Source organism: Psychrobacter sp. MF31 (genome assembly GCF_012847335.1).
GTDB lineage: Bacteria > Pseudomonadota > Gammaproteobacteria > Pseudomonadales > Moraxellaceae > Psychrobacter.
Genome location: NZ_JABBDX010000009.1, coordinates 26,493 through 46,117, shown reverse-complemented (window position 1 = coordinate 46,117; position 19,625 = coordinate 26,493). Strand labels below are relative to the sequence as shown.

At 43.3% G+C, this 19,625-nt stretch carries 31 protein-coding genes; 27 read left to right on the top strand and 4 right to left on the bottom strand.

Features of this window, described 5'->3' with window-relative positions; all coding sequences use genetic code 11:
- Position 1 precedes the first annotated feature (1 nt).
- The 20 genes from rplP to rplQ all read left to right on the top strand — a co-directional run bounded on the left by rplP (position 2) and on the right by rplQ (position 9,935).
- Positions 2 to 415, top strand: coding sequence for a 50S ribosomal protein L16 (rplP, locus tag HF322_RS10805; protein WP_169393467.1), 414 nt, complete (start codon positions 2 to 4; stop codon positions 413 to 415).
- Positions 415 to 612 carry a 50S ribosomal protein L29 gene (gene rpmC / locus HF322_RS10800; RefSeq protein WP_169393466.1) on the top strand — a complete coding sequence of 66 codons (198 nt, stop codon included), beginning with the start codon at positions 415 to 417 and terminating at the stop codon, positions 610 to 612. The genes rplP and rpmC overlap by 1 nt, the downstream gene beginning before the upstream one ends.
- On the top strand, positions 609 to 884 hold the full coding sequence (gene rpsQ, locus HF322_RS10795; RefSeq protein ID WP_169393465.1) for a 30S ribosomal protein S17: 276 nt from the start codon (positions 609 to 611) through the stop codon (positions 882 to 884). Before rpmC ends, rpsQ begins: the two co-directional genes overlap by 4 nt.
- Positions 885 to 1,070: 186 nt before the next feature.
- A complete protein-coding gene (rplN, locus tag HF322_RS10790; protein ID WP_169393464.1) occupies positions 1,071 to 1,439 on the top strand; it encodes a 50S ribosomal protein L14 in 369 nt (122 codons plus the stop codon).
- Positions 1,440 to 1,447: 8 nt separating this feature from the next.
- Positions 1,448 to 1,765, top strand: a complete 318-nt coding sequence (gene rplX, locus HF322_RS10785; protein WP_169393463.1) for a 50S ribosomal protein L24 — start codon at positions 1,448 to 1,450, stop codon at positions 1,763 to 1,765.
- Positions 1,766 to 1,786: 21 nt separating this feature from the next.
- Entirely contained in the window at positions 1,787 to 2,323 is a 537-nt protein-coding gene (gene rplE / locus HF322_RS10780; RefSeq protein WP_169393462.1) for a 50S ribosomal protein L5, read from the top strand.
- A 12-nt stretch (positions 2,324 to 2,335) separates the two neighbouring features.
- The gene (gene rpsN, locus HF322_RS10775) at positions 2,336 to 2,641 is read left to right on the top strand and encodes a 30S ribosomal protein S14 (protein WP_169393461.1); all 306 of its coding nucleotides are present in this window, start codon (positions 2,336 to 2,338) and stop codon (positions 2,639 to 2,641) included.
- Between the two features lie 10 nt (positions 2,642 to 2,651).
- Positions 2,652 to 3,050 carry a 30S ribosomal protein S8 gene (gene rpsH, locus HF322_RS10770; RefSeq protein WP_169393460.1) on the top strand — a complete coding sequence of 133 codons (399 nt, stop codon included), beginning with the start codon at positions 2,652 to 2,654 and terminating at the stop codon, positions 3,048 to 3,050.
- Between the two features lie 240 nt (positions 3,051 to 3,290).
- Positions 3,291 to 3,824 (top strand): 50S ribosomal protein L6, encoded by a 534-nt coding sequence (gene rplF, locus HF322_RS10765; protein ID WP_169393459.1) that lies wholly within the window; start codon positions 3,291 to 3,293, stop codon positions 3,822 to 3,824.
- Positions 3,825 to 3,835: 11 nt separating this feature from the next.
- Positions 3,836 to 4,186, top strand: a complete 351-nt coding sequence (gene rplR / locus HF322_RS10760; protein ID WP_169393458.1) for a 50S ribosomal protein L18 — start codon at positions 3,836 to 3,838, stop codon at positions 4,184 to 4,186.
- A 2-nt stretch (positions 4,187 to 4,188) separates the two neighbouring features.
- Positions 4,189 to 4,704: a 30S ribosomal protein S5 gene (rpsE, locus tag HF322_RS10755; RefSeq protein ID WP_169393457.1), complete on the top strand. Its 516-nt coding sequence runs from the start codon at positions 4,189 to 4,191 to the stop codon at positions 4,702 to 4,704.
- A gap of 20 nt (positions 4,705 to 4,724) precedes the next feature.
- Entirely contained in the window at positions 4,725 to 4,904 is a 180-nt protein-coding gene (rpmD, locus tag HF322_RS10750) for a 50S ribosomal protein L30 (protein ID WP_169393456.1), read from the top strand.
- Positions 4,904 to 5,344 (top strand): 50S ribosomal protein L15, encoded by a 441-nt coding sequence (gene rplO / locus HF322_RS10745; RefSeq protein WP_169393455.1) that lies wholly within the window; start codon positions 4,904 to 4,906, stop codon positions 5,342 to 5,344. Before rpmD ends, rplO begins: the two co-directional genes overlap by 1 nt.
- An 18-nt stretch (positions 5,345 to 5,362) precedes the next feature.
- Entirely contained in the window at positions 5,363 to 6,694 is a 1,332-nt protein-coding gene (gene secY, locus HF322_RS10740) for a preprotein translocase subunit SecY (RefSeq protein WP_188211262.1), read from the top strand.
- A gap of 34 nt (positions 6,695 to 6,728) precedes the next feature.
- Positions 6,729 to 6,845: a 50S ribosomal protein L36 gene (rpmJ, locus tag HF322_RS10735; RefSeq protein ID WP_025644371.1), complete on the top strand. Its 117-nt coding sequence runs from the start codon at positions 6,729 to 6,731 to the stop codon at positions 6,843 to 6,845.
- A 164-nt stretch (positions 6,846 to 7,009) separates the two neighbouring features.
- Positions 7,010 to 7,366, top strand: coding sequence for a 30S ribosomal protein S13 (rpsM, locus tag HF322_RS10730; RefSeq protein ID WP_169393453.1), 357 nt, complete (start codon positions 7,010 to 7,012; stop codon positions 7,364 to 7,366).
- A gap of 20 nt (positions 7,367 to 7,386) precedes the next feature.
- Positions 7,387 to 7,776 (top strand): 30S ribosomal protein S11, encoded by a 390-nt coding sequence (gene rpsK / locus HF322_RS10725; protein ID WP_169393452.1) that lies wholly within the window; start codon positions 7,387 to 7,389, stop codon positions 7,774 to 7,776.
- A gap of 47 nt (positions 7,777 to 7,823) precedes the next feature.
- On the top strand, positions 7,824 to 8,465 hold the full coding sequence (gene rpsD, locus HF322_RS10720; protein WP_169393451.1) for a 30S ribosomal protein S4: 642 nt from the start codon (positions 7,824 to 7,826) through the stop codon (positions 8,463 to 8,465).
- Between the two features lie 83 nt (positions 8,466 to 8,548).
- Positions 8,549 to 9,556, top strand: coding sequence for a DNA-directed RNA polymerase subunit alpha (locus HF322_RS10715; RefSeq protein WP_169393450.1), 1,008 nt, complete (start codon positions 8,549 to 8,551; stop codon positions 9,554 to 9,556).
- Between the two features lie 19 nt (positions 9,557 to 9,575).
- Positions 9,576 to 9,935 carry a 50S ribosomal protein L17 gene (gene rplQ / locus HF322_RS10710; RefSeq protein ID WP_169393449.1) on the top strand — a complete coding sequence of 120 codons (360 nt, stop codon included), beginning with the start codon at positions 9,576 to 9,578 and terminating at the stop codon, positions 9,933 to 9,935.
- Between the two features lie 83 nt (positions 9,936 to 10,018).
- Here the strand turns inward: rplQ and HF322_RS10705 are convergent, their stop codons facing one another.
- Both HF322_RS10705 and HF322_RS10700 read right to left on the bottom strand, forming a co-directional pair.
- Positions 10,019 to 10,639 carry an L-threonylcarbamoyladenylate synthase gene (locus tag HF322_RS10705; protein WP_169393448.1) on the bottom strand — a complete coding sequence of 207 codons (621 nt, stop codon included), beginning with the start codon at positions 10,637 to 10,639 and terminating at the stop codon, positions 10,019 to 10,021.
- Positions 10,640 to 10,735: 96 nt separating this feature from the next.
- Positions 10,736 to 11,398, bottom strand: a complete 663-nt coding sequence (locus HF322_RS10700; RefSeq protein ID WP_375138538.1) for an elongation factor P hydroxylase — start codon at positions 11,396 to 11,398, stop codon at positions 10,736 to 10,738.
- Between the two features lie 144 nt (positions 11,399 to 11,542).
- Here HF322_RS10700 and HF322_RS10695 point away from each other — a divergent pair, with 144 nt between their 5' ends.
- The 6 genes from HF322_RS10695 to lysM all read left to right on the top strand — a co-directional run bounded on the left by HF322_RS10695 (position 11,543) and on the right by lysM (position 15,927).
- A complete protein-coding gene (locus tag HF322_RS10695) occupies positions 11,543 to 12,121 on the top strand; it encodes a DUF177 domain-containing protein (protein WP_169393447.1) in 579 nt (192 codons plus the stop codon).
- 257 nt (positions 12,122 to 12,378) lie between these two features.
- Positions 12,379 to 12,561, top strand: coding sequence for a 50S ribosomal protein L32 (gene rpmF / locus HF322_RS10690; protein ID WP_169393446.1), 183 nt, complete (start codon positions 12,379 to 12,381; stop codon positions 12,559 to 12,561).
- Between the two features lie 324 nt (positions 12,562 to 12,885).
- Complete coding sequence (gene fabD / locus HF322_RS10685; protein ID WP_169393445.1) at positions 12,886 to 13,854, top strand: ACP S-malonyltransferase; 969 nt, start codon at positions 12,886 to 12,888, stop codon at positions 13,852 to 13,854.
- Complete coding sequence (gene fabG, locus HF322_RS10680) at positions 13,851 to 14,579, top strand: 3-oxoacyl-ACP reductase FabG (protein WP_169393444.1); 729 nt, start codon at positions 13,851 to 13,853, stop codon at positions 14,577 to 14,579. The genes fabD and fabG overlap by 4 nt, the downstream gene beginning before the upstream one ends.
- Positions 14,580 to 14,848: 269 nt before the next feature.
- Complete coding sequence (gene acpP / locus HF322_RS10675; RefSeq protein WP_169393443.1) at positions 14,849 to 15,085, top strand: acyl carrier protein; 237 nt, start codon at positions 14,849 to 14,851, stop codon at positions 15,083 to 15,085.
- A 332-nt stretch (positions 15,086 to 15,417) separates the two neighbouring features.
- Positions 15,418 to 15,927, top strand: coding sequence for a peptidoglycan-binding protein LysM (gene lysM, locus HF322_RS10670; RefSeq protein WP_169393442.1), 510 nt, complete (start codon positions 15,418 to 15,420; stop codon positions 15,925 to 15,927).
- An 85-nt stretch (positions 15,928 to 16,012) separates the two neighbouring features.
- Here lysM and queG read toward each other — a convergent pair whose 3' ends face one another.
- Positions 16,013 to 17,173: a tRNA epoxyqueuosine(34) reductase QueG gene (gene queG / locus HF322_RS10665; protein ID WP_169393441.1), complete on the bottom strand. Its 1,161-nt coding sequence runs from the start codon at positions 17,171 to 17,173 to the stop codon at positions 16,013 to 16,015.
- Positions 17,174 to 17,289: 116 nt separating this feature from the next.
- On the opposite strand from queG, the gene HF322_RS10660 reads away from it, so the two are divergent.
- On the top strand, positions 17,290 to 19,017 hold the full coding sequence (locus HF322_RS10660) for an NAD(P)H-hydrate dehydratase (protein WP_169393440.1): 1,728 nt from the start codon (positions 17,290 to 17,292) through the stop codon (positions 19,015 to 19,017).
- A 13-nt stretch (positions 19,018 to 19,030) separates the two neighbouring features.
- Here the strand turns inward: HF322_RS10660 and HF322_RS10655 are convergent, their stop codons facing one another.
- Positions 19,031 to 19,519, bottom strand: coding sequence for a DUF4124 domain-containing protein (locus tag HF322_RS10655; RefSeq protein WP_169393439.1), 489 nt, complete (start codon positions 19,517 to 19,519; stop codon positions 19,031 to 19,033).
- Between the last annotated feature and the right edge of the window lie 106 nt (positions 19,520 to 19,625).

The window sequence follows — 19,625 nt, the reverse complement described above, 5'->3', positions numbered from 1 at the left end:
TATGTTACAGCCAAAACGTACCAAGTTTCGTAAAATGCACAAAGGTCGTAACACAGGACTTGCCCATCGTGGAAGCACCGTTGCATTTGGACAAATTGGTCTAAAATCAGTGTCACGCGGTCGTATGACAGCGCGTCAAATCGAAGCGGCTCGTCGAACCATCACTCGCCGCATCAAGCGTGGTGGTAAAATCTGGATCCGTGTGTTCCCAGACAAACCGATCACCAACAAGCCTTTAGAAGTTCGTATGGGTAAAGGTAAAGGCCCGGTTGAATATTGGGTTTGCGAAATCAAGCCTGGTAAAGTACTTTATGAAATTGAAGGGGTATCAGAAGAGCTTGCTCGTGAAGCACTAACGCTTGCAGCCGCCAAACTTCCCTTTAAAACTACCATTGTTAAGCGGACGATAATGTAATGAAGATCAGTGAATTACGTGATAAATCAGTAGAAGAGCTGACCCAGTTACTTGATGAAAAGCAACTTGATGCTTTCCGTATTCGTATGGCAAAAGCAACTGGTCAGTTAGGAAGTACCCATGAAGTCAAAAGCAATCGTCGCTTGATTGCCAAGATTCAGACTTTGATTAACGAAAAACAAAGAGGCGACTCATGAGTGATAACAATCAAACCAGCCAAGAGGTTGGCACACTGACCGGCCGTGTGGTCAGCGACAAGATGGATAAGTCGATCACCGTGTTGATTGAGCGTTTGGTTCGTCATCCTTTGTATGGCAAGCAGCTTCGCCGTTCTACTAAGATCAAAGCTCACGATGAGAACAACATCTGCCAACAAGGCGATCTTGTCCGAATCAAAGAAACGCGCCCAATCTCAAAAACCAAGTCTTGGACATTGGTGGATGTGGTTGAAAAAGCAGAAAAAATCTAAGAAAATTGCTTTAAAAGTTAGAAGCTGTTAAACTAACCGCCTTTTTAAGGTTGGCTGATTGCGCCAAGCAGATCTTACAAGTTAATTAGAACTTCAAGTTCTTTGGTTTAAGCCTTACGGGCTTAAACCGCTTGGCGGTCAGCGGCAGCAACTGGCTTTTATTGCTCACACGTTTGGAGTAACGCTATGATTCAGACAGAGTCAATGCTGGAAGTTGCAGACAATAGCGGTGCAAGACGCGTTCAGTGTATTAAAGTACTGGGCGGATCTCATCGTCGTTATGCATCAGTTGGCGATATCATTAAAGTAACGGTAAAAGAAGCCATTCCTCGCGGTCGTGTTAAAAAAGGCGACGTGATGAATGCGGTGGTTGTCCGTACCAAAAAAGGCGTTCGTCGTCCTGATGGTTCAGTCATTCGTTTTGATGACAATGCAGCTGTATTGTTGAATCAAAACAAAGCACCGATCGCAACTCGTATTTTTGGACCGGTAACTCGTGAACTACGTGGTGATCAGTTTATGAAAATTGTATCCTTAGCACCAGAAGTATTGTGAGGTAACCCATGGCTAAATTACGTAAAGGCGATTCAGTAATTGTGATTGCCGGCAAAGATAAAGGCAAGCAAGGCACAATTCTCGCGGTAAAAAATGACCGCGTAAAAGTTGAAGGCATCAACATTGTCACCAAACACCAAAAGCCTAATCAGGCGACGGGCACTGAAGGTGGTATCGTTAAGCAAGAAGCTTTTTTACATATTTCAAATGTCGCAATTTATAATGCGCAAACCCAAAAAGCAGATCGTATTGCTTACCAAATCAACGATGACGGCAAAAAATCTCGCGTTTATCGTTCATCTGGTGAAGCTGTGGCGACTGCGTAAAACACTAAGGGTGTAATGGTAATGGCAAGATTAAAATCTTTATATAACGATGAGTTAAAGCAGCAAATCAAATCTGAGCTTGGTCTTGAAAATGTAATGCAGGTACCAAAGATCACCAAAATCACCATCAATATGGGTGTTGGCGGCGCCGCTCAAGACAAAAAATTACTTGAAGGTGCACTATCAGACATGACCGCAATCGCCGGTCAAAAACCTGTAGTGACCAAAGCTCGTAAATCCGTTGCTGGTTTTAAAATTCGTGAAGAGTGGCCAATCGGCTGTAAAGTAACCCTGCGCGGTGAGCAAATGTACGAATTTTTAGATCGTCTCATTGCCATTGCAATTCCTCGTATTCGTGATTTCCGTGGTTTTTCTTCAAAAGCTTTTGACGGTCGTGGCAACTACTCACTTGGGATCAAAGAGCAAATCGTATTCCCTGAAGTAGACTTTGACAAGATTGATCGCATTCGTGGTATGGACGTGACAATCACCACATCCGCTCAAAATGATGATGAAGGTCGTGCGTTACTTAAAGCTTTCGGCTTCCCATTTAAATAAGGTAAAGACGTTATGGCAAAAAAGAGCATGATTAACCGCGAATTAAAACGCGAAAAAATGGTTGCTAAATACGCAGATAAGCGTGTGAAGCTAAAAGATATCATCGGCGATATGAACGCAAGTGATGAAGAGCGGATGGATGCGATGCTAGAGCTTCAAGCGCTACCACGCAACTCATCACCAGTTCGACTTCGCAACCGTTGTGGTCTCACCGGTCGTCCTCATGGTTACTTCCGTAAGTTTGGCTTATCACGCAACATGCTGCGTGAACGAGTCATGCAAGGCGATGTTCCTGGTGTTCGTAAAGCAAGCTGGTAAGGAGTAACTCATGAGTATGCAAGATACCGTTGCTGATATGCTAACCCGTATTCGTAACGCTCAAATGGCGAATAAAGTTTCTGTAGCAATGCCAAGCTCAAAGCTACGCAAATCAATCGCTGATTTATTAGTAAGTGAAGGCTACCTTCAAAGCGCTGAAGTTCAAGCTGAAGACAATGGTAAAGCGACTTTGTCAATTGAACTTAAGTACTATCAAGGTCGCCCTGTTATTGAAACCATTCAGCGCTATAGTCGCCCTGGTCTTCGTCAGTTCCGTGGTAAAGACGCCATTCCAAGCGTTAAGCAAGGTATGGGCATTGCCATCGTTTCAACCAGCCAAGGCATTATGAGCGATCGTGCTGCAAGAGCTGCGGGTATTGGTGGCGAAATCGTCGCTTTTGTTGCTTAATTTTTTTAAGCTTCAGCCCTTATTTAGACTTATCCCATTTTTTCTTTGAGAAAGTGGGATAATTGCTAAATAATCGCAAAAAAATTATCAAGATATAAATAATTCGTTTATAATACTTGAGCTAAAAAAGCTGCTGATATTTTGGCAGCTAATGATGAGAAGCTATGCTAAACTAGCAGGTTTTTAACTTGTTAGTTTTTTCGCTAATATAAGCAAGTCAAATTTTTAAGGAATATTCCTATGTCTCGTGTGGCTAAAGCCCCAGTGACGCTGCCAAATGGCGTAAGCGTTACTTTGAACGATCGGCAGGTCGAAGTTAAAGGCAAAAATGGTAATATGTCTTTACGCCTGCATGATTTGGTCGAGCTGAAACAGGAAGATGATGCTATTATCCTCACCCCTTCAGACGATTCAAAAGATGCGATGATGTACACCGGTACCATGCGTTCACTAATCAATAATTTGGTAGTGGGCGTAAGCGAAGGTTTTGAAAGACGCCTTCAGCTTATTGGTGTTGGTTACCGCGCTCAAGCCGCAGGCAACAAAGTAACGCTAAACGTTGGTTACTCGCATCCTGTTGAATACATTCTTCCTGAAGGCGTTTCTGCTGAAACCCCGTCACAAACTGAAATTGTCTTAAAATCAAATGACAAACAGCAGCTTGGTCAGGCAGCAGCGAATATCCGTGCGTTTCGTCCACCAGAGCCTTATAAAGGTAAAGGTATTCGTTACAGTGATGAGCACGTGGTTCGCAAAGAAGCTAAGAAAAAATAAGGTGAGTTGATATGTTTGATAAAAAAGCAGCTCGTCTGCGTCGAGCTAAAAAAACCCGTGCCCATATCCGTCACCTAGGCGTTCATCGCTTGACGGTTAACCGTACCCCAAAACACATCTATGCCCAGATTATCTCTCCAACTGGTGGTGAAGTGATCGCTCAAGCATCTACCTTAGATGGTAGCTTGCGTTCAGGCGCAACTGGCAATGCTGATGCTGCAACTTCAGTCGGTCAATTGATCGCTGAGCGCGCTAAAGCTGCCGGAATCACCAAAGTGGCCTTTGATCGTAGTGGCTTTAAATATCATGGCCGAGTAAAAGCGCTAGCAGAAGCGGCTCGTGAAAATGGATTGGAGTTTTAATCATGGCTAGAAATGATAAAAATGATAGAACTGAGCAAACAGACGGCTTAGTTGAGCGCTTAGTGACCGTTGATCGTGTTGCAAAAGTAGTTAAAGGTGGTCGTATTTTCTCATTTACTGCGCTAACCGTTGTTGGTGATGGTAATGGTCGCGTTGGTTTTGGTCGTGGTAAAGCTCGTGAAGTTCCAGCCGCGATTCAAAAAGCTCTAGAAGCTGCCAAACGCAACATGATTACTGTTGAATTGAACGATGCTACTTTGTATCACCCAATTAAAGCACGTCATGGCGCCAGTAAAGTATACATGCAGCCGGCTTCTGAAGGTACTGGCGTTATCGCTGGTGGCGCGATGCGAGCTGTGTTAGAAGTGGCTGGGGTTAAAGATGTTTTAACCAAATGCTATGGCTCTACCAATACCGCAAACGTCGTTCGTGCAACCTTTAACGGTCTTCGCGACATGTCAACTCCTGAGAAGATGGCAGCAAAACGTGGTAAAACTGTAGAAGAAATTTTGGGCTAACTTTAAGTAGGTGAGTTACGATGAAAACAATGAAAGTCACTCAATTTAAATCGGGAGCCCATCGCCTCAAAAGCCACAAAGCGTGCTTGAAAGGATTGGGACTGCGCCGTATCGGTCATACTGTTGAAGTAGAAGACACGCCATCTACCCGTGGAATGGTCAATCGCATCAACTACATGGTAAAAGTGGAGGAAGTGTAATGGGACTTCGATTAAACGAATTATCACCAGGCGTTGGTGCGAAAAAAACTGCCCATCGCCGTGGTCGTGGTATCGGTTCAGGACTTGGTAAAACTGGCGGCCGCGGGGTCAAAGGTCAAAAGTCACGTTCAGGATCAAGCATCGGTGCAGGATTTGAAGGTGGTCAAATGCCACTTTACCGCCGCGTTCCTAAGTTTGGCTTTACCAGTAAAATGGCAATGACGACTGCTGAAGTTCGTTTGTCTGAGCTTAACAAAGTAGACGGCGATGTTGTAAGTCTTGAAAGCTTAAAAGCGGCTAACATCATCCGTCATGATATGAAACGCGTTCGCGTTATCTTGTCAGGTGACGTGACAAAAGCTTTCACCTTTAAAGGTGTTAAAGTAACCAAAGGTGCTAAACAAGCGATCGAAGCTGCTGGCGGCAGCATCGAGGAGTAAATCGTGGCTAAACAATCAATGTCCTCATCAGGAATTCCGCTCAATCCCATCGCCTTCATTCGTAAATATGATGAGCTTTGGTCGCGGTTGTTATTTTTAATTGGCGCATTGATTGTTTATCGCTTAGGGTCCCATATTCCGGTTCCTGGAATCAATCCGGTTAATCTGGCAGAACTATTTTCGCGCAACGAAAACACCATCTTGAGCATGTTTAATATGTTCTCAGGAGGCGCGCTTGAGCGAATGTCGATTATGGCGCTTGGCATCATGCCTTATATTTCAGCGTCAATTATTGTTCAGATGATGTCGGCTGTCCTGCCTTCACTTGAAGCTTTGAAAAAAGAAGGTGAAGCAGGTCGGCGTAAGATTAACAAGTATACGCGCCAAGGAACGCTGGCATTGGCATTGGTACAGTCTTTTGGGATGTGTGCTGGGCTAATCAGTCAAAACTTGACGCTATCCTCAGGGTTGACCTTTTATATTCCAGCAGTGACCTCTTTGGTTGCTGGCGCCATGTTTTTGATGTGGCTTGGTGAACAGATCACTGAGCGCGGCGTTGGTAATGGCATTTCAATGCTGATCTTTGCCAGTATTGTTGCCGGAACTCCGGGGATTATTTCGCAATCTATTGAGCAGGTCAATCAGGGTCAATTAAATCTGATTGTGCTGTTTATATTTGTGGTATTAGGCGTTGCCGTTACTGCAGGGATTGTTTATATCGAGCGCGCTCAGCGCCGAGTTCCAGTAAATTATGCTCAAAAACAGCAGCAGGGCCGGAAGATATATGCCCAGCAGCAATCGCATTTACCACTTAAAATCAATATGGCTGGGGTCATTCCTGCTATTTTTGCAAGCTCTTTATTGCTGTTTCCTGCAAGTTTGGGGCAGTGGGTGGGTCAGTCTAATGACCCGACCATGATTCAAAAGATTTTGCAAAATATGGCATTGGTATTGTCACCTGGTCAACCTTTATATTTGATTTTATTTGGCGCTATGATTATCTTCTTTTGCTATTTTTATACGGCATTGGTTTTTAGTCCGCGCGAAGTTGCTGAAAACCTTAAACGAAGCGGCGCTTATATTCCAGGAATTCGTCCCGGACAACAAACTCAGCGTTATCTTGATCATGTTTTAAATCGGCTGACCTTTATTGGAGCGATTTATATGACGGTGATTTGTTTAATGCCAATGATTATTCAGTCCTCATTTGGAGTGCCATTTCATCTTGGTGGAACTTCACTACTTATTATGGTCGTGGTAGTAATGGACTTTATTTCTCAAATCCAAGCGCATTTGATGACTCACCAATACCATGATCAAACGTTAATTCAGTCGCCCTCACAATCATAATTAGGTTGTTGGGAACCATTTTTAGGAGCATGCGATGAAAGTTCAAGCATCAGTTAAGAAAATTTGTGGTAGCTGCAAAATCGTTCGCCGTAAAGGTCGCGTTCATGTGATCTGCACTGCAGAACCACGCCATAAGCAGCGTCAAGGTTAATTTAATAATTAATACTTGAAAAATAACGGCGGATAAGATATTATCCGCCACTTGCCGTAGTTCATACATAATTTAGTTTAAAAAAATTAAATTATTTCTATGAACCGCAATAAATCTGAAAAACAAAAATTTAACCTTTGTTTTTCTTTAATGGAGAATAAGCAATGGCTCGTATTGCCGGTGTCAACATTCCGGACAACAAGCACGCTGTGATCTCATTGACTTACATCTTTGGTATTGGCCGCACTACTGCTCAAAAAATTCTTGAAGCCGTAAACATTGCACCAACCACTAAGATCAGTCAACTTGACGATACTCAGTTAGATGCTGTCCGTGCAGAAGTTGCCAACTATGCGACCGAAGGTGATCTTCGTCGTGAAGTGTCAATGAATATCAAGCGTTTGGTCGATTTAGGCTGCTACCGTGGCATCCGCCATCGTCGTAACTTGCCTGTCAATGGTCAGCGTACGAAAACCAATGCGCGAACTCGTAAGGGTCCTCGCCGCGCAATCAAAAAATAATTAACTTAGGAAGCTAAAAGATGGCTAAAGACACTCGCAGTCGCAAGAAAGTGACGCGTCGTTCAGTATCGGAGGGCGTAGCCCATATCCATGCGTCTTTTAATAACACCATTGTTACGATTACCGATCGCCAAGGTAATGCATTGGCTTGGGCCACTTCAGGTGGACAAGGCTTCCGTGGTTCACGCAAATCTACCCCATTTGCCGCTCAGGTGGCAGCTGAAGTTGCTGGTAAAGCTGCTCAAGAATATGGTGTGAAGAATGTTGATGTTTTGGTCAAAGGACCAGGGCCAGGTCGTGAGTCTGCGGTAAGAGCTCTTGGAGCATTGGGATATAAAATCAACAGCATCTCTGATGTAACCCCAATCCCACACAATGGTTGCCGCCCGCCTAAAAAGCGCCGCGTCTAAGATTTCAGACGAAGCTTTTTATCCCAAAAGCTTAAGGAGACATTTCAATGGCCCGTTATATTGGACCAAAACTCAAGTTATCACGCCGCGAAGGTACTGATTTAGGTCTTAAATCAGGTGTTAAACCTTATGACGTGAAAACCAAAAAAGCCGGTCGTGCGCCAGGACAACATGGCACCAGCCGCAATAAAACGTCAGAATACGCGTTGCAGCTTCGTGAAAAACAAAAAGTGAAGCGCATGTATGGCGTTCTTGAGCGTCAATTTGCCAATTACTATAAAGAAGCCGCTCGTAAACGTGGCGCAACGGGTGAAAACCTTCTTGCAATGCTTGAAAGTCGCCTAGATAACGTTGTTTATCGTATGGGCTTTGGCTCAACTCGCGCAGAAGCGCGTCAGCTTGTAAGCCACCGTGCTATCATGCTTAAAAAAGCTGGCCGTGAGGAGTTTGTTCGCGTAAACATTCCATCAATTCAGCTTCAAGATGGGGATGTGATTGCCGTTCAAGAAAAATCTCGCGAACAGCTTCGAATCAAAAACGCTGTTGAGCTTGCTTCTCAGCGTGGAATTCCTGAGTGGCTAGACGTTGATCATAGCAAACTTCAAGGTACGTTTAAGCAAGCGCCTGAACGCATTGATTTGCCAGCTGAAATCAACGAAAGCTTGATTGTTGAGCTTTACTCTAAGTAATAGTTAGTTGCTGTTACAACTGAGGTTAAGACCAATAACGCAATTGCGTTTATTAAACCAGTTAAATAATTCGAGGTGACACCATGATGCTAAATGCAACTGAGTTTCTAACGCCAAATGCCATTAACGTGGATACGGTTAACGAAACGATTGCGAAAGTCACACTCGAACCGTTAGAGCGCGGCTTTGGGCATACCCTAGGAAATGCCCTTCGCCGCATCTTATTATCTTCATTACCAGGCGCAGCTGTCATTGAAGCTGAGATTGATGGGGTTAACCATGAATACTCAACGCTTGAGGGATTGCAAGAAGACGTTCTTGACTTGCTTTTAAACTTAAAAGGCTTGGCAATTACTTTGCATGACCAAAATGAAGTATTTTTGACCTTAGATAAACAAGGTCCAGGCACGATTACTGCTGCAGACATTGCGCTGCCGCATAATGTGGACATCGCCAATCCTGATTTGGTGCTTGGAACATTAAGCGAGCGCGGTCATTTAAAAATGCGTCTGCGAGTGGTAATGGGTCGTGGATATGAGCCTGCAAATCAGCGCCGTGAAGATGGTGACACCAAAGCAATTGGTCGCTTAAAGCTTGATGCAAGCTTTAGTCCTGTGCTTCGTGTTGCTTATCAGGTTGAGAACGCTCGTGTTGAACAGCGTACCGATCTTGATCGTCTTATCATTGAGCTTGAAACTAATGGCACAATTGATCCAGAAGAAGCAATTCGAAAAGCTGCCACTATTTTACAACAACAGATTTCTATCTTTGTTGACTTAGAAGCTGAAGAAGCGCCTGAGCCTGTGAAAGAAAAAGAAGAGGTCGATCCGGTGCTTTTGCGCCCTGTGGACGATCTTGAACTAACGGTTCGCTCAGCCAACTGCTTGAAAGCTGAAAACATTTACTATATCGGTGATTTGGTGCAACGTTCAGAGACTGAACTCTTAAAAACCCCAAATCTTGGTAAGAAATCATTGACTGAAATTAAAGACGTTCTGGCTTCTAAAGATTTAGAGCTTGGCATGCGTCTTGATAATTGGCCTCCTGCCGATTTGCGTGTTGATGACCGTTTTTCTTATCGTAGCCGTTAAACTTTAAGGATATTTGACCATGCGCCATCGTAAGAGTGGAGTCAAGCTGGGTCGTACCAGCAGTCATCGTAAGGCAATGTTCCAGAACATGACCAACTCACTGTTTGAGCATGAACTGATTAAAACCACGTTGCCAAAAGCTAAAGAATTGCGCCGCGTTGCCGAGCCATTAATCACTTTAGCAAAAGAAGATAGCGTTGCAAATCGTCGTTTGGCATTCAGCCGGATGCGTAGCAAAGCTATGGTTGGTAAATTATTTGGTACATTAGGACCTCGTTATCAAACTCGTCCAGGTGGCTACCTTCGCATTGTAAAATGCGGTTACCGTGATGGTGATAATGCGCCGATGGCTTATGTAGAATTGGTTGATCGCGACTAATTTTATAAAGGCTTAAGCTAAAAAAGCTCCAATTTATTTGGAGCTTTTTTTATGGCTCATGTTAACTATCAATCTACTACTAGCTAAATCATCAATGAATCCACGTTTGTTGCGCCTTGACGAATGATTTTAGGCGAGCTTTCAGTCATATCTACAATGGTGGTCAGCTTAGTTGTTTGGATTCCAGCGTTGATTAAGCCATCAATTTGATTGCTAAGCGCCTCTTCAATATCAAATGGATCATCAAGAATTTGGCTTTGATCAGGCAGAATCAATGAGCTGGTTAAAATAGGCTCATCCATAGCTTCTAATAGAGCTTGAGCAATGGGGTTACTTGGAACACGAATACCGATGGTTTTTTTCTTGGGATGAGCAAGCTTTTTGGGGACGTCACGCGTTGCTGTTAAAATAAAAGTGATCGGAGCGGGCGTATGCGCTTTTAGCTGCTTAAATTGATGATTATCCACCACCGCATAAGTTGCAATCTCACTTAAATCGCGACAAAGCAAAGTAAATTGATGCTTATCATCAAGCTCGCGGATGTGTTTTAATTTCTCCAAAGCCTCTTTGGCGCCTAGTCGGCAACCAAATGCGTAGCTGGTATCAGTTGGGTAAACGATCAGTTTGTCATCGCGCAAAAGCTGAGCGGCTTGGTCAATCAGTCGCGGTTGTGGGTTTTCTGGGTGGATGTAAAGTGTTTGCATGATGCGCTCCTTATAAAGCTGTTATTAGAATTAAAATAAATCGCCAACGACTCAACAGTATAAGAAAAAGCAGGTCTTGATAATATAATGCTGACGTTAAAGCGCGTAGTGAATCGTTAAAAAGGTGAACAGTAGCAGTTGAGCGTCACTTGGGAGGGCGCTTGGACGGCTTAGATAGTCTAGCGCTTGATCGTAAACATCAGCAGCAAAGGTGCTATGGCTGGTATCAAAGTCAGCAAATAAATTGTCTTGAGAGACTTGAAAAGGTCTTTGGCAACTTAGGGTTAATAAGCACTCAATCGCTTGTGGTTTAATTTCAACTTTTTCAAACGCTGATTGCTGCTGCGCTGATCGACCATCTGGCGCGTACCAGTAGCCAAAATCATTAAGCTTACGCCGCTTTTGACCGGCAATACACCAATGGCTCATTTCATGAAGGGCGCTTGCAAAAAAGCCATGAGCAAAAACAATTTTTGCAGGTTGATCAAAGGTTGCTGGAAAATATTCAGGTTCATGATTGCCGCGAACTAAAATGGTGTTTTGCTGAGTAAATAAAGTATTAAAGAGCTCAATTAACCATGTCGTTGCTTGTTCTTCGTGGATAAAATTAGGGCGACCGAAATTGACTAATTGATTGTTTGATAAGGTCTTGATTAAGCGCTCAGGGTTATTGATTAAGTTATCAAGTGCCAATAATAGTGCTTTGGCACGATATGAAGTCATGAGTTTAGAAAAACTTGGCGCAGTAGTTGTGGTCATCGTTATTATCAACGTTTAAGAAAGTTTTAATGAACAGCTAGAAATGGTTCTAGGCGTTGTAACAATCGGCTCCTAGAGCTTAGCAACAAATTGCGTTAGTATAGCGCTCATTATTATATATGATTTTTGTCAGCGAGGCTGCGAATGAAGCAAAGTGACGCCACCTTGTCATCTGATCACTTAAATGATCAACTGAAAACCACAATTCCTGATAGCTTAGCTTTAGAAAAGTGGGCGGATACAGATTTTAATTGGTCAGGAAAAATCCCTGTTACGGCATTTGAGCGCTTGTCGGTGCTAAGTGATGCCAGTCAATTGCCTGAGCCCTTATTAATTAATGCTCATTTTTATCGCCAAAACCATGTGCTACATTTGGTTTTTAAGGTTACAGGCGAAGTTTGGCTGACTTGCCAGCGCTGCTTAAACCCCGTTGCTGTTGATTTAACCGATGATTATGATTTGGCGCTTCTTGATGATGAAGCTCAAATTCAGCTCATTGATGAGGATCAAGACTATTTGGTGCTAAATGAGGTGGTTGAGCAATCTCATCATGAGCAATTGCTACCATTTAAAACCTTGATTGAAGATGAGATGCTGTTAAAGTTGCCTTTAGCACCCAAGCATGATGATTGCGAGATGGCGGTGGAGCAAGTTGGCGATATTCCAGAGATTGAGCAAGAAAACCCATTTGCAGCGCTTGCGGCATTAAAAGGTAAGCTTTAATTTTCAAAGCTTAGGGCTTTATTAATCGCAAAAACATGCGTATAATGACCGGTTTATTGCATTCTGGCAAAAAACTGCTGGTAATATCATTTAAAAGCAAGACTTTTAATCACAAGGCTTGTTCAAAATATGATGCCAGTTTATTACTTTTTTGATTTAATGATGCAGCGACTTTAGGTGTTGTGATGATAGCGCCTGCGTTAGTATCGATTAAAGCTGAATTTTAAGCTTACCCTTTTTAGTATAGGAGCTATATCATGGCTGTTCAACAAAACCGTAAAAGCCGTTCGCGTCGTGACATGCGCCGTTCACACCACCACATGAGCGTGGCTGAGCTGAGCATTGATGCCACTACTGGTGAAAAACATCGCCGTCACCACATGACTAAAGATGGTTTTTACCGTGGTCGTCAGTTGTTTAAAGTGAGCCAAGAGGCTTAATTGAGCCTTAAAAAGATGATCAGTCATCTTTTTATTTTGCAGCTAAGCTATAACCGCCAAGTTATTTTGCGTCTTTGATAAAGGCTGCCGGATAACTTGGTTTTTTATTGATTGAAATTTTTAGTGGTAATATTTGTTAGGCGTGCTTTGATAATGCTGAAAAAGGCTAGGCGTAAGACAAGTTGCAGTGTATAGTTTGAGCTTGCAAATTGGCAATGATTCACAACAGCCGTTTACTATTGCTAGTAATGATAGCAGCCGGTGCTGATCGTGATTGTCATTAACATCAGAGAATTCGATAACTATTTTTAAGGATAATGGGCTATGGCGTTTGCCACTGAAACTGCAACCACTTTGCCATCACGAGTTGCGGTGATTTTTCCAGGTCAAGGCTCGCAAGCGGTCGCCATGATGAGTGAGCTTGCCGAGTTATACCCACAAATTAAAGCCACGTTTTCTGAGGCAAGCCAAGCACTTGGTGAGGATTTGTGGGAGATTTGCCAAGATGATGTGCGCTTAAATCAAACCAAATACACGCAGCCAGCACTTCTTGCCGCAAGTATTGCCTTATGGCGCATTTTAGAAGATAAGCTTGAAAAAGCGCCTCGTTATTTGGCAGGGCATTCATTGGGTGAATATAGCGCGCTTTGTGCCGCTGGGGTGATCTCATTTGCGGATGCGATCCGCTTAGTTCATAAACGTGGCGAGTTGATGCAAGAAGCGGTTGCGGGCGTTGACACCGCAATGGCAGCAGTTTTAGGGCTTGAAGACAGCCGAGTTGAGACCCTTTGCGAGCAGGCAACAGAACACGTCGATGGCGCGATTGTTAATGCGGCAAACTTTAATAGCCCAGGTCAAGTGGTTGTTTCAGGAAATGAAACTGGCGTAAATGCAGTCATTGATAAAGTCCAAAATACCGGTAAAAAAGCCATTCCGCTAAAAGTAAGCGTTCCTTCACACTGCGCATTGATGACGCCTGCTACAAGCGCTTTGGCGGACATGCTTGCCGCCATTAAATTTGAGCCAGCAGTGATCCCTGTCATTCAAAATCGTCATGCTCGCGTTGAGGCTAATATTCAAGCGATTAAACAAGCGTTAACTGAACAATTAAGCGAGCCGGTGCTTTGGTCAAAAACTATGCAAGAGCTTGCCGATAAACAAATTGACATCTTAATTGAGTGTGGCAGCGGCAATGTGCTGAGCAACTTGGCAAAGCGTCAAGCTGAGCCGATTCCAAGCTATCCTACGGACAAACCTGCGCGATTAGATAAAGTACTGGAGGTACTATCATGAGCCGAACCATCACGTTAGTAACAGGCGCCAGCCGCGGTATTGGCAAAGCAGTTGCCAAGCGTTTTGCAAAAGAAGGTCATTTTGTGATTGGCACGGCAACGACTGAAAAAGGCGCGGCGCTGATCGATGATTATTTGCATGATATTGGTGGCATCGGTCGCGTTCTTGACGTTCGCGACATGAGTCAGATCGAAAAGCTATTTGAAGAAATTGAAAGCGTTTATGGCGCTGTTCAAGTTCTGGTGAATAATGCTGGGATCACCCAAGATGGCTTGCTTATGCGAATGAAAGATGAAGATTGGGACAATGTCATTGACACCAACTTAACTTCCGTTTATCGCTTGAGCAAACGCGCTATTCGCGGGATGATGAAAGCGCGCCGTGGTCGAATCATTAATATCAGCTCAGTCGTTGCCGAAATGGGGAATGCTGGTCAATCAAACTATGCGGCAACCAAAGCGGGCGTTGAAGGCTTTAGCCGGACGCTGGCACGCGAGATTGGCTCACGACAAATTACTGTAAACTGCGTCGCCCCCGGTCTTATTGAAACGGACATGACCGATGAGCTTGATGAGCGCTTACTAAACTCAATGCTTGATGCGGTGCCGATTGGGCGTTTAGGTCAACCAGAAGACATTGCAGCAGCGGTCTCGTTTTTAGCCAGTGATGAAGCCAGTTATATCACCGGTGCCGTGCTTGCGGTCAATGGCGGCATGTATATGTAATTAATATTTGCCATTAGCAAGGGATGGCAAGCTTTTGAAATCGCTAATGATCATAAACAATAAAAATATGCGTGAACGAGTGTAAACTCGATAGAATGGTGTTATAATCAAGCTACTTTTTCGCCCAAGCTTTATAGGTGGATACAAGATAAAATGCCGTGATGATAAGTTATAAGCCAAGCTGATAACATCGGGTCAAATAAAACGCATGACGCAAACGGTATTTTGCCAATCAAGCCAACATATTATCAATAACAAAGGAGCATTATATGAGTAATGATACTGAAGCAAGAGTTAAGTCAGCCGTTGCTGAACAGTTAGGAATGAACGTTGAAGACATCAAAAATGATGCTTCTTTTATGGAAGATCTTGGCGCTGATTCATTAGATTTGGTTGAGCTGGTCATGTCATTTGAAAGTGACTTTGGCATCACCATCCCTGATGAAGATTCTGCTGAATTGACTACCGTTCAAAAAGCCATTGACTACGTTCAAGCTCAGCTTTAAGACAGGAAACGGTCTTAATTATAGGAGCCTTTGAAGGTTGTTAATAAAGGCTTTTATAAGACTTGAAAACCGTCTGATTTTGATCAGGCGGTTTTTTTATTTTAATGATACTCAATTAACGAAAGTCGCGAGGTTTTAACATTAATCAACATACGCTTACTTTGCAATATTCAGCAGTTTGCTATACTTATTTTCGTTCAATAATATTTCGTTCAATATTAACTATAAAAATTAGGTCATGCAAACAGTAGCATTTAACAAAAACTTTATTTAACAAAAGTTAGCCTAGTTTTTATAACAACGATAAATAATAAGCAAATAAAGGAGAGATCATGGGAGTGTTTAGTTTTGCCAAAAGCGTTGGTGATAAAATTTTTCATCGTGATGATACCAAACACCAAGCAGAAACAGAAACTCATGCCGATGCCAGCAAACCTGTTCAGCCTACTGAGCCATCAGCACAATCGGTTGCCAATATTTTGTTGCACCGCATTCAACAGCAAAATTTGAATATCAGCAATCTCAAGGTTAAATATACCGGATCAACGGATACTGCCGAGATTAGTGGAACGGCAAAAACGCAAGCAGATCGCGAAAAAGCCATTATTGCCGTAGGAAACGTTCAGAACGTTGCTAAAGTTATTGACAATATTACCGTTGAGCAGCAGTCTCCTGAATCTACCATGTATACCGTCCAATCAGGTGATACCTTATCAAAAATTGCAAAAAGCGTTTATGGCTCAACAGATGACTATATGAAAATCTTTGAAGCTAATAAGCCATTATTATCTGATCCAAATAAAATTTATCCAGGACAAGTATTAAGAATTCCAAAATCATAATCAGTCTAATAAAGTAATTTAATAAAAAAAGCCTTTTGACAATCAAAAGGCTTTTTTTTAAGTGATAAAAAAGACCATTTTATGGCTATAGCGATTGGGTTGATATTTTTTTAAGTTTTTGATTTTGCTCATTAATTGCCCAGTTAATATGCTCATTAAGCATGGCGTTATGGACATGTTTTTGACGAGATAGGGCGCTTATAATTTCAGAACTTGGCGGCGCGTTTCCTAATCCAATGGCGATATTTCGTAAAAAATTAATAAATCCCGTCCGGCGAAGCGGGCTACCTTGGGTATTATTTAAAAAGGTGTCCTCTGACCACTGCCAAAGCTCAAGCAAGCTGCTGTCATCGAGCCGATTTCGGGGCAAAAAATCCTCAACGGGCGTCAGTTTGGCATAGCGATTCCAAGGGCAAATCAGCTGACAATCATCGCAGCCAAAGATACGATTGCCAATAGCACGGCGGTATTTAAGATCAATTGCGCCTTCATGCTCAATGGTTAAGTAAGAAATGCAAGCGCTGGCGTTGACTTCATAAGGGGCGACAATGGCTTTGGTAGGGCAAATGTCAATACAAGCTTGGCAGCTGCCGCAATGCGGCGTTATGGGCGAATCATCCGGTAAGTCTAAACTAATAAACAGCTCACCTAATACGAAAAATGATCCAGCGGATTTATTTAATAAAAGCGTGTGCTTTCCTGTCCAGCCAAGACCTGCGGCATCAGCAATGGCGCGCTCAAAAATAGGGGCAGAATCGCTAAAGGGTCGAAAAACAAAATCTTGCTCAGAGCAGATGCCAAGATGTTGCCATTCTGGAAGCTTTGTGGCAATTTGATGGGCTAACTGCTTAAGACGACCGCGCATGGTTTTATGATAATCGCGACCGCGAGCATAGCGGGCGATGATGGCATGATTGGGTCGCAGATCATCTTCAATCGTCCGCGGTTTAATGGGATCGGTAAGATAATCCATGCGAACGCTAACGATGGTTTTTGCGCCTTCGACCAGTTGTTCAGGATGGGCTCGCAGCTCATGATTGTTATGTAAAAACTGCAATTGACCTTCGTAGCCTTTATCAAGCCACTGCTGCAAATGCGCCATTTGTTTTTTAAATAACGGATGGTGAACAGAGATAAAGCCGCAATCGGCAAACCCAAGCGCTATGGCTTGGCTTCGAATCCACGCTTTAACTTCAATCACTGAGGCTTTTGGCAAATCTTCATTTGAATGGGATTTTTGGGTCATAACGCTATAATTTTAAACTAAGTTGTCCTATGTTCATTATAGCGTTAAAAATCGCTGCATTTAAAAAGATAACTGCCAAGCCCTTTATAAAACAAAATAAATAAGGACAAAAGGTGATGACCAATGTTAATGCTTTTAGCTCGCTAAATTCTCAAGAGCCGTGCCATCTGACTTTAAATAAAAGCGCTGCGCCAATCGATCTTTATGATGCTGATCAAATAAAGCAAATCGAGCAAGCTTGGTTTGATCAAAGCTTTGATCGCTTTGGGCTGATGCAGCAAGCGGCTTGGCAAATGGCTCAGCAAATTATTAAGGGCTATCGACCAAAACTTTCGGCAAGACCAAAATCGCCTATCGCTTTAATTTGGGTAGGTGAGGGTAATAATGGGGGCGATGGTTGGTTAATTGCTCATTATTTGCAGCAAGCAGGCTGGCAGGTTCACGTTATTTTAGTAACGGAAAGTCATCATAAAAAATTAACGGCAAACGAGACTGATGAAAATAGTGCCGATCGCGCTCGCGATCTCGCAATTTCGGCAAACTGTCCTTATAAGTGCTTTAAAGAGATCGCCGATACCTATCAAGATCAAGATCAACATCAGCACCATTTATTAAATGCCGATGTTTATGTTGATGCTATATTTGGAATTGGATTATCCCGAGCTCCAACGGGAGTCTTTAAAGACGCGATTAAGTTATTTAATCAAGCGGCAATGGAAAGTCACGCTTGGGTGATTGCTGCTGACATTCCAAGCGGGCTTATGGCGTCAACAGGTCAAGTCTTTGATGGGACTGCCGTTAAAGCCGAGGTAACCTTATGTTTAATTGCGCGAAAGTTAGGGCTGCATACCAAAGATGGCTTGGATTATTGCGGGGACATTATTGATCTGCCTTTAATTCCGCAAGCTCTACCGCCAAAAGCGCTCAGATTATCGCAACCTAGCGCTATTCCGCGTCGTCAGCAAAATAGCCATAAAGGCAGTTTTGGTCATGTGATCATTATTGGCGGCAATCAAGTCAACGGCTCGCAGGGCATGGGCGGCGCTACGATATTGGCATCGGCAAGTGCGCTTGCAATGGGTGCTGGCAAGTTAACAGTAGCTTGTCATAAGGCGTTTCATAGTGCGCTTTTGACCGTACTGCCGGATGCTATGACTGCTGATTTGCATGATGAACAAGGCGTTTGTCAGCTGATTAAAGCTGCGGACGTTATTGCCATTGGCATGGGACTTGGTCGCGATAAGCCTGCAAAAAACTTATTTATTAACTATGTTCAAGCTGCTATTAACCATGATAAACCGCTTATTATTGATGCCGATGGCTTATATCATTTGGCAGCGCTTAATTTAGATCAGCATTTTTTAATCGATCAGCTAAAAGCATTTAGCCAAAAGCAATCGCTTTATTTAACGCCGCATAGTGGCGAGGCGGCAACCTTATTAAATAGCAGCGCGGATAATGTGGAAGCGGATAGAGTGTCAGCAATTTATGCTTGTCAAAATCACTTTGGCGGCGCTTGGGTATTAAAGGGTGCAGGGTCGCTTATTTTGCAAGATCAGCTGTTTGTTTGTGGTACGGGAAATTCAGGGATGGCAAGCGCTGGCATGGGCGATGTGTTATCAGGCGTCATTGCAGGGTTGCTCGCCCAAAAGGATTTGGCAGAGTTACCAAATCCGTTAGCACAAGCGGTACTGATTCATGGCTTAGCGGGAGATATTTTAGTGAATGGTAACTCAAAATCACATCATTTTGAGCAAAATGGTCTTGTCATTGGTCAGCGCGGGCTGCAAGCTCAAGATATGCCAGCAGCCATTCGCCATGTGGTCGAAGCTTTTACAATTTAGCTTATGTAAGAACTTAGCTTGCGCAGTATTGGCTAATGGCTTGCTGGACACGATCGCGTTTAAGTTCAATCTCGCGGCTGTCTAAATATTTGCGATTGCCATTGGCGTCCATTTCATAGATGCGACCGCCAACATTTAAGTTGGTTAAATTATTTCTTAAAGACTGACAGCGCTGGGCGTTGGCATTGGCTTCTTGCTCTTGAATTCTAGCTTCAAGTTGAGCGACGCGCTGATCTTCAGCGCTTGGCGTGGCAGGCTGCTGATTGGGATCAGTTTTTCCAGCGTATTGCCCGGCGCTTGCTTGTCTGCCGTCACTGCGAAATTCAATCACTTCCACATTTTTGCCATGTTGCGGCGGATACTGGCTGTATTTAACCTCACCAAAACTGCCAATGGACTTATAAACCTGAATGGCGTGACTTTGGGTCATGCTTGCTGTCAAGCAAATCGTGGTCAATGCGCAAACAAGCCAAGTTTTGGCGTCCATGATTGATAAAGGCATAATGCAATCCTTAAAGCGTTAATATCATCAAAAAGTATCAGCCCAAAGTCGGCTTATGATCCTACGCGCAAAGGATTGCGCGATAATAAAGAAGTGAACTTATTTT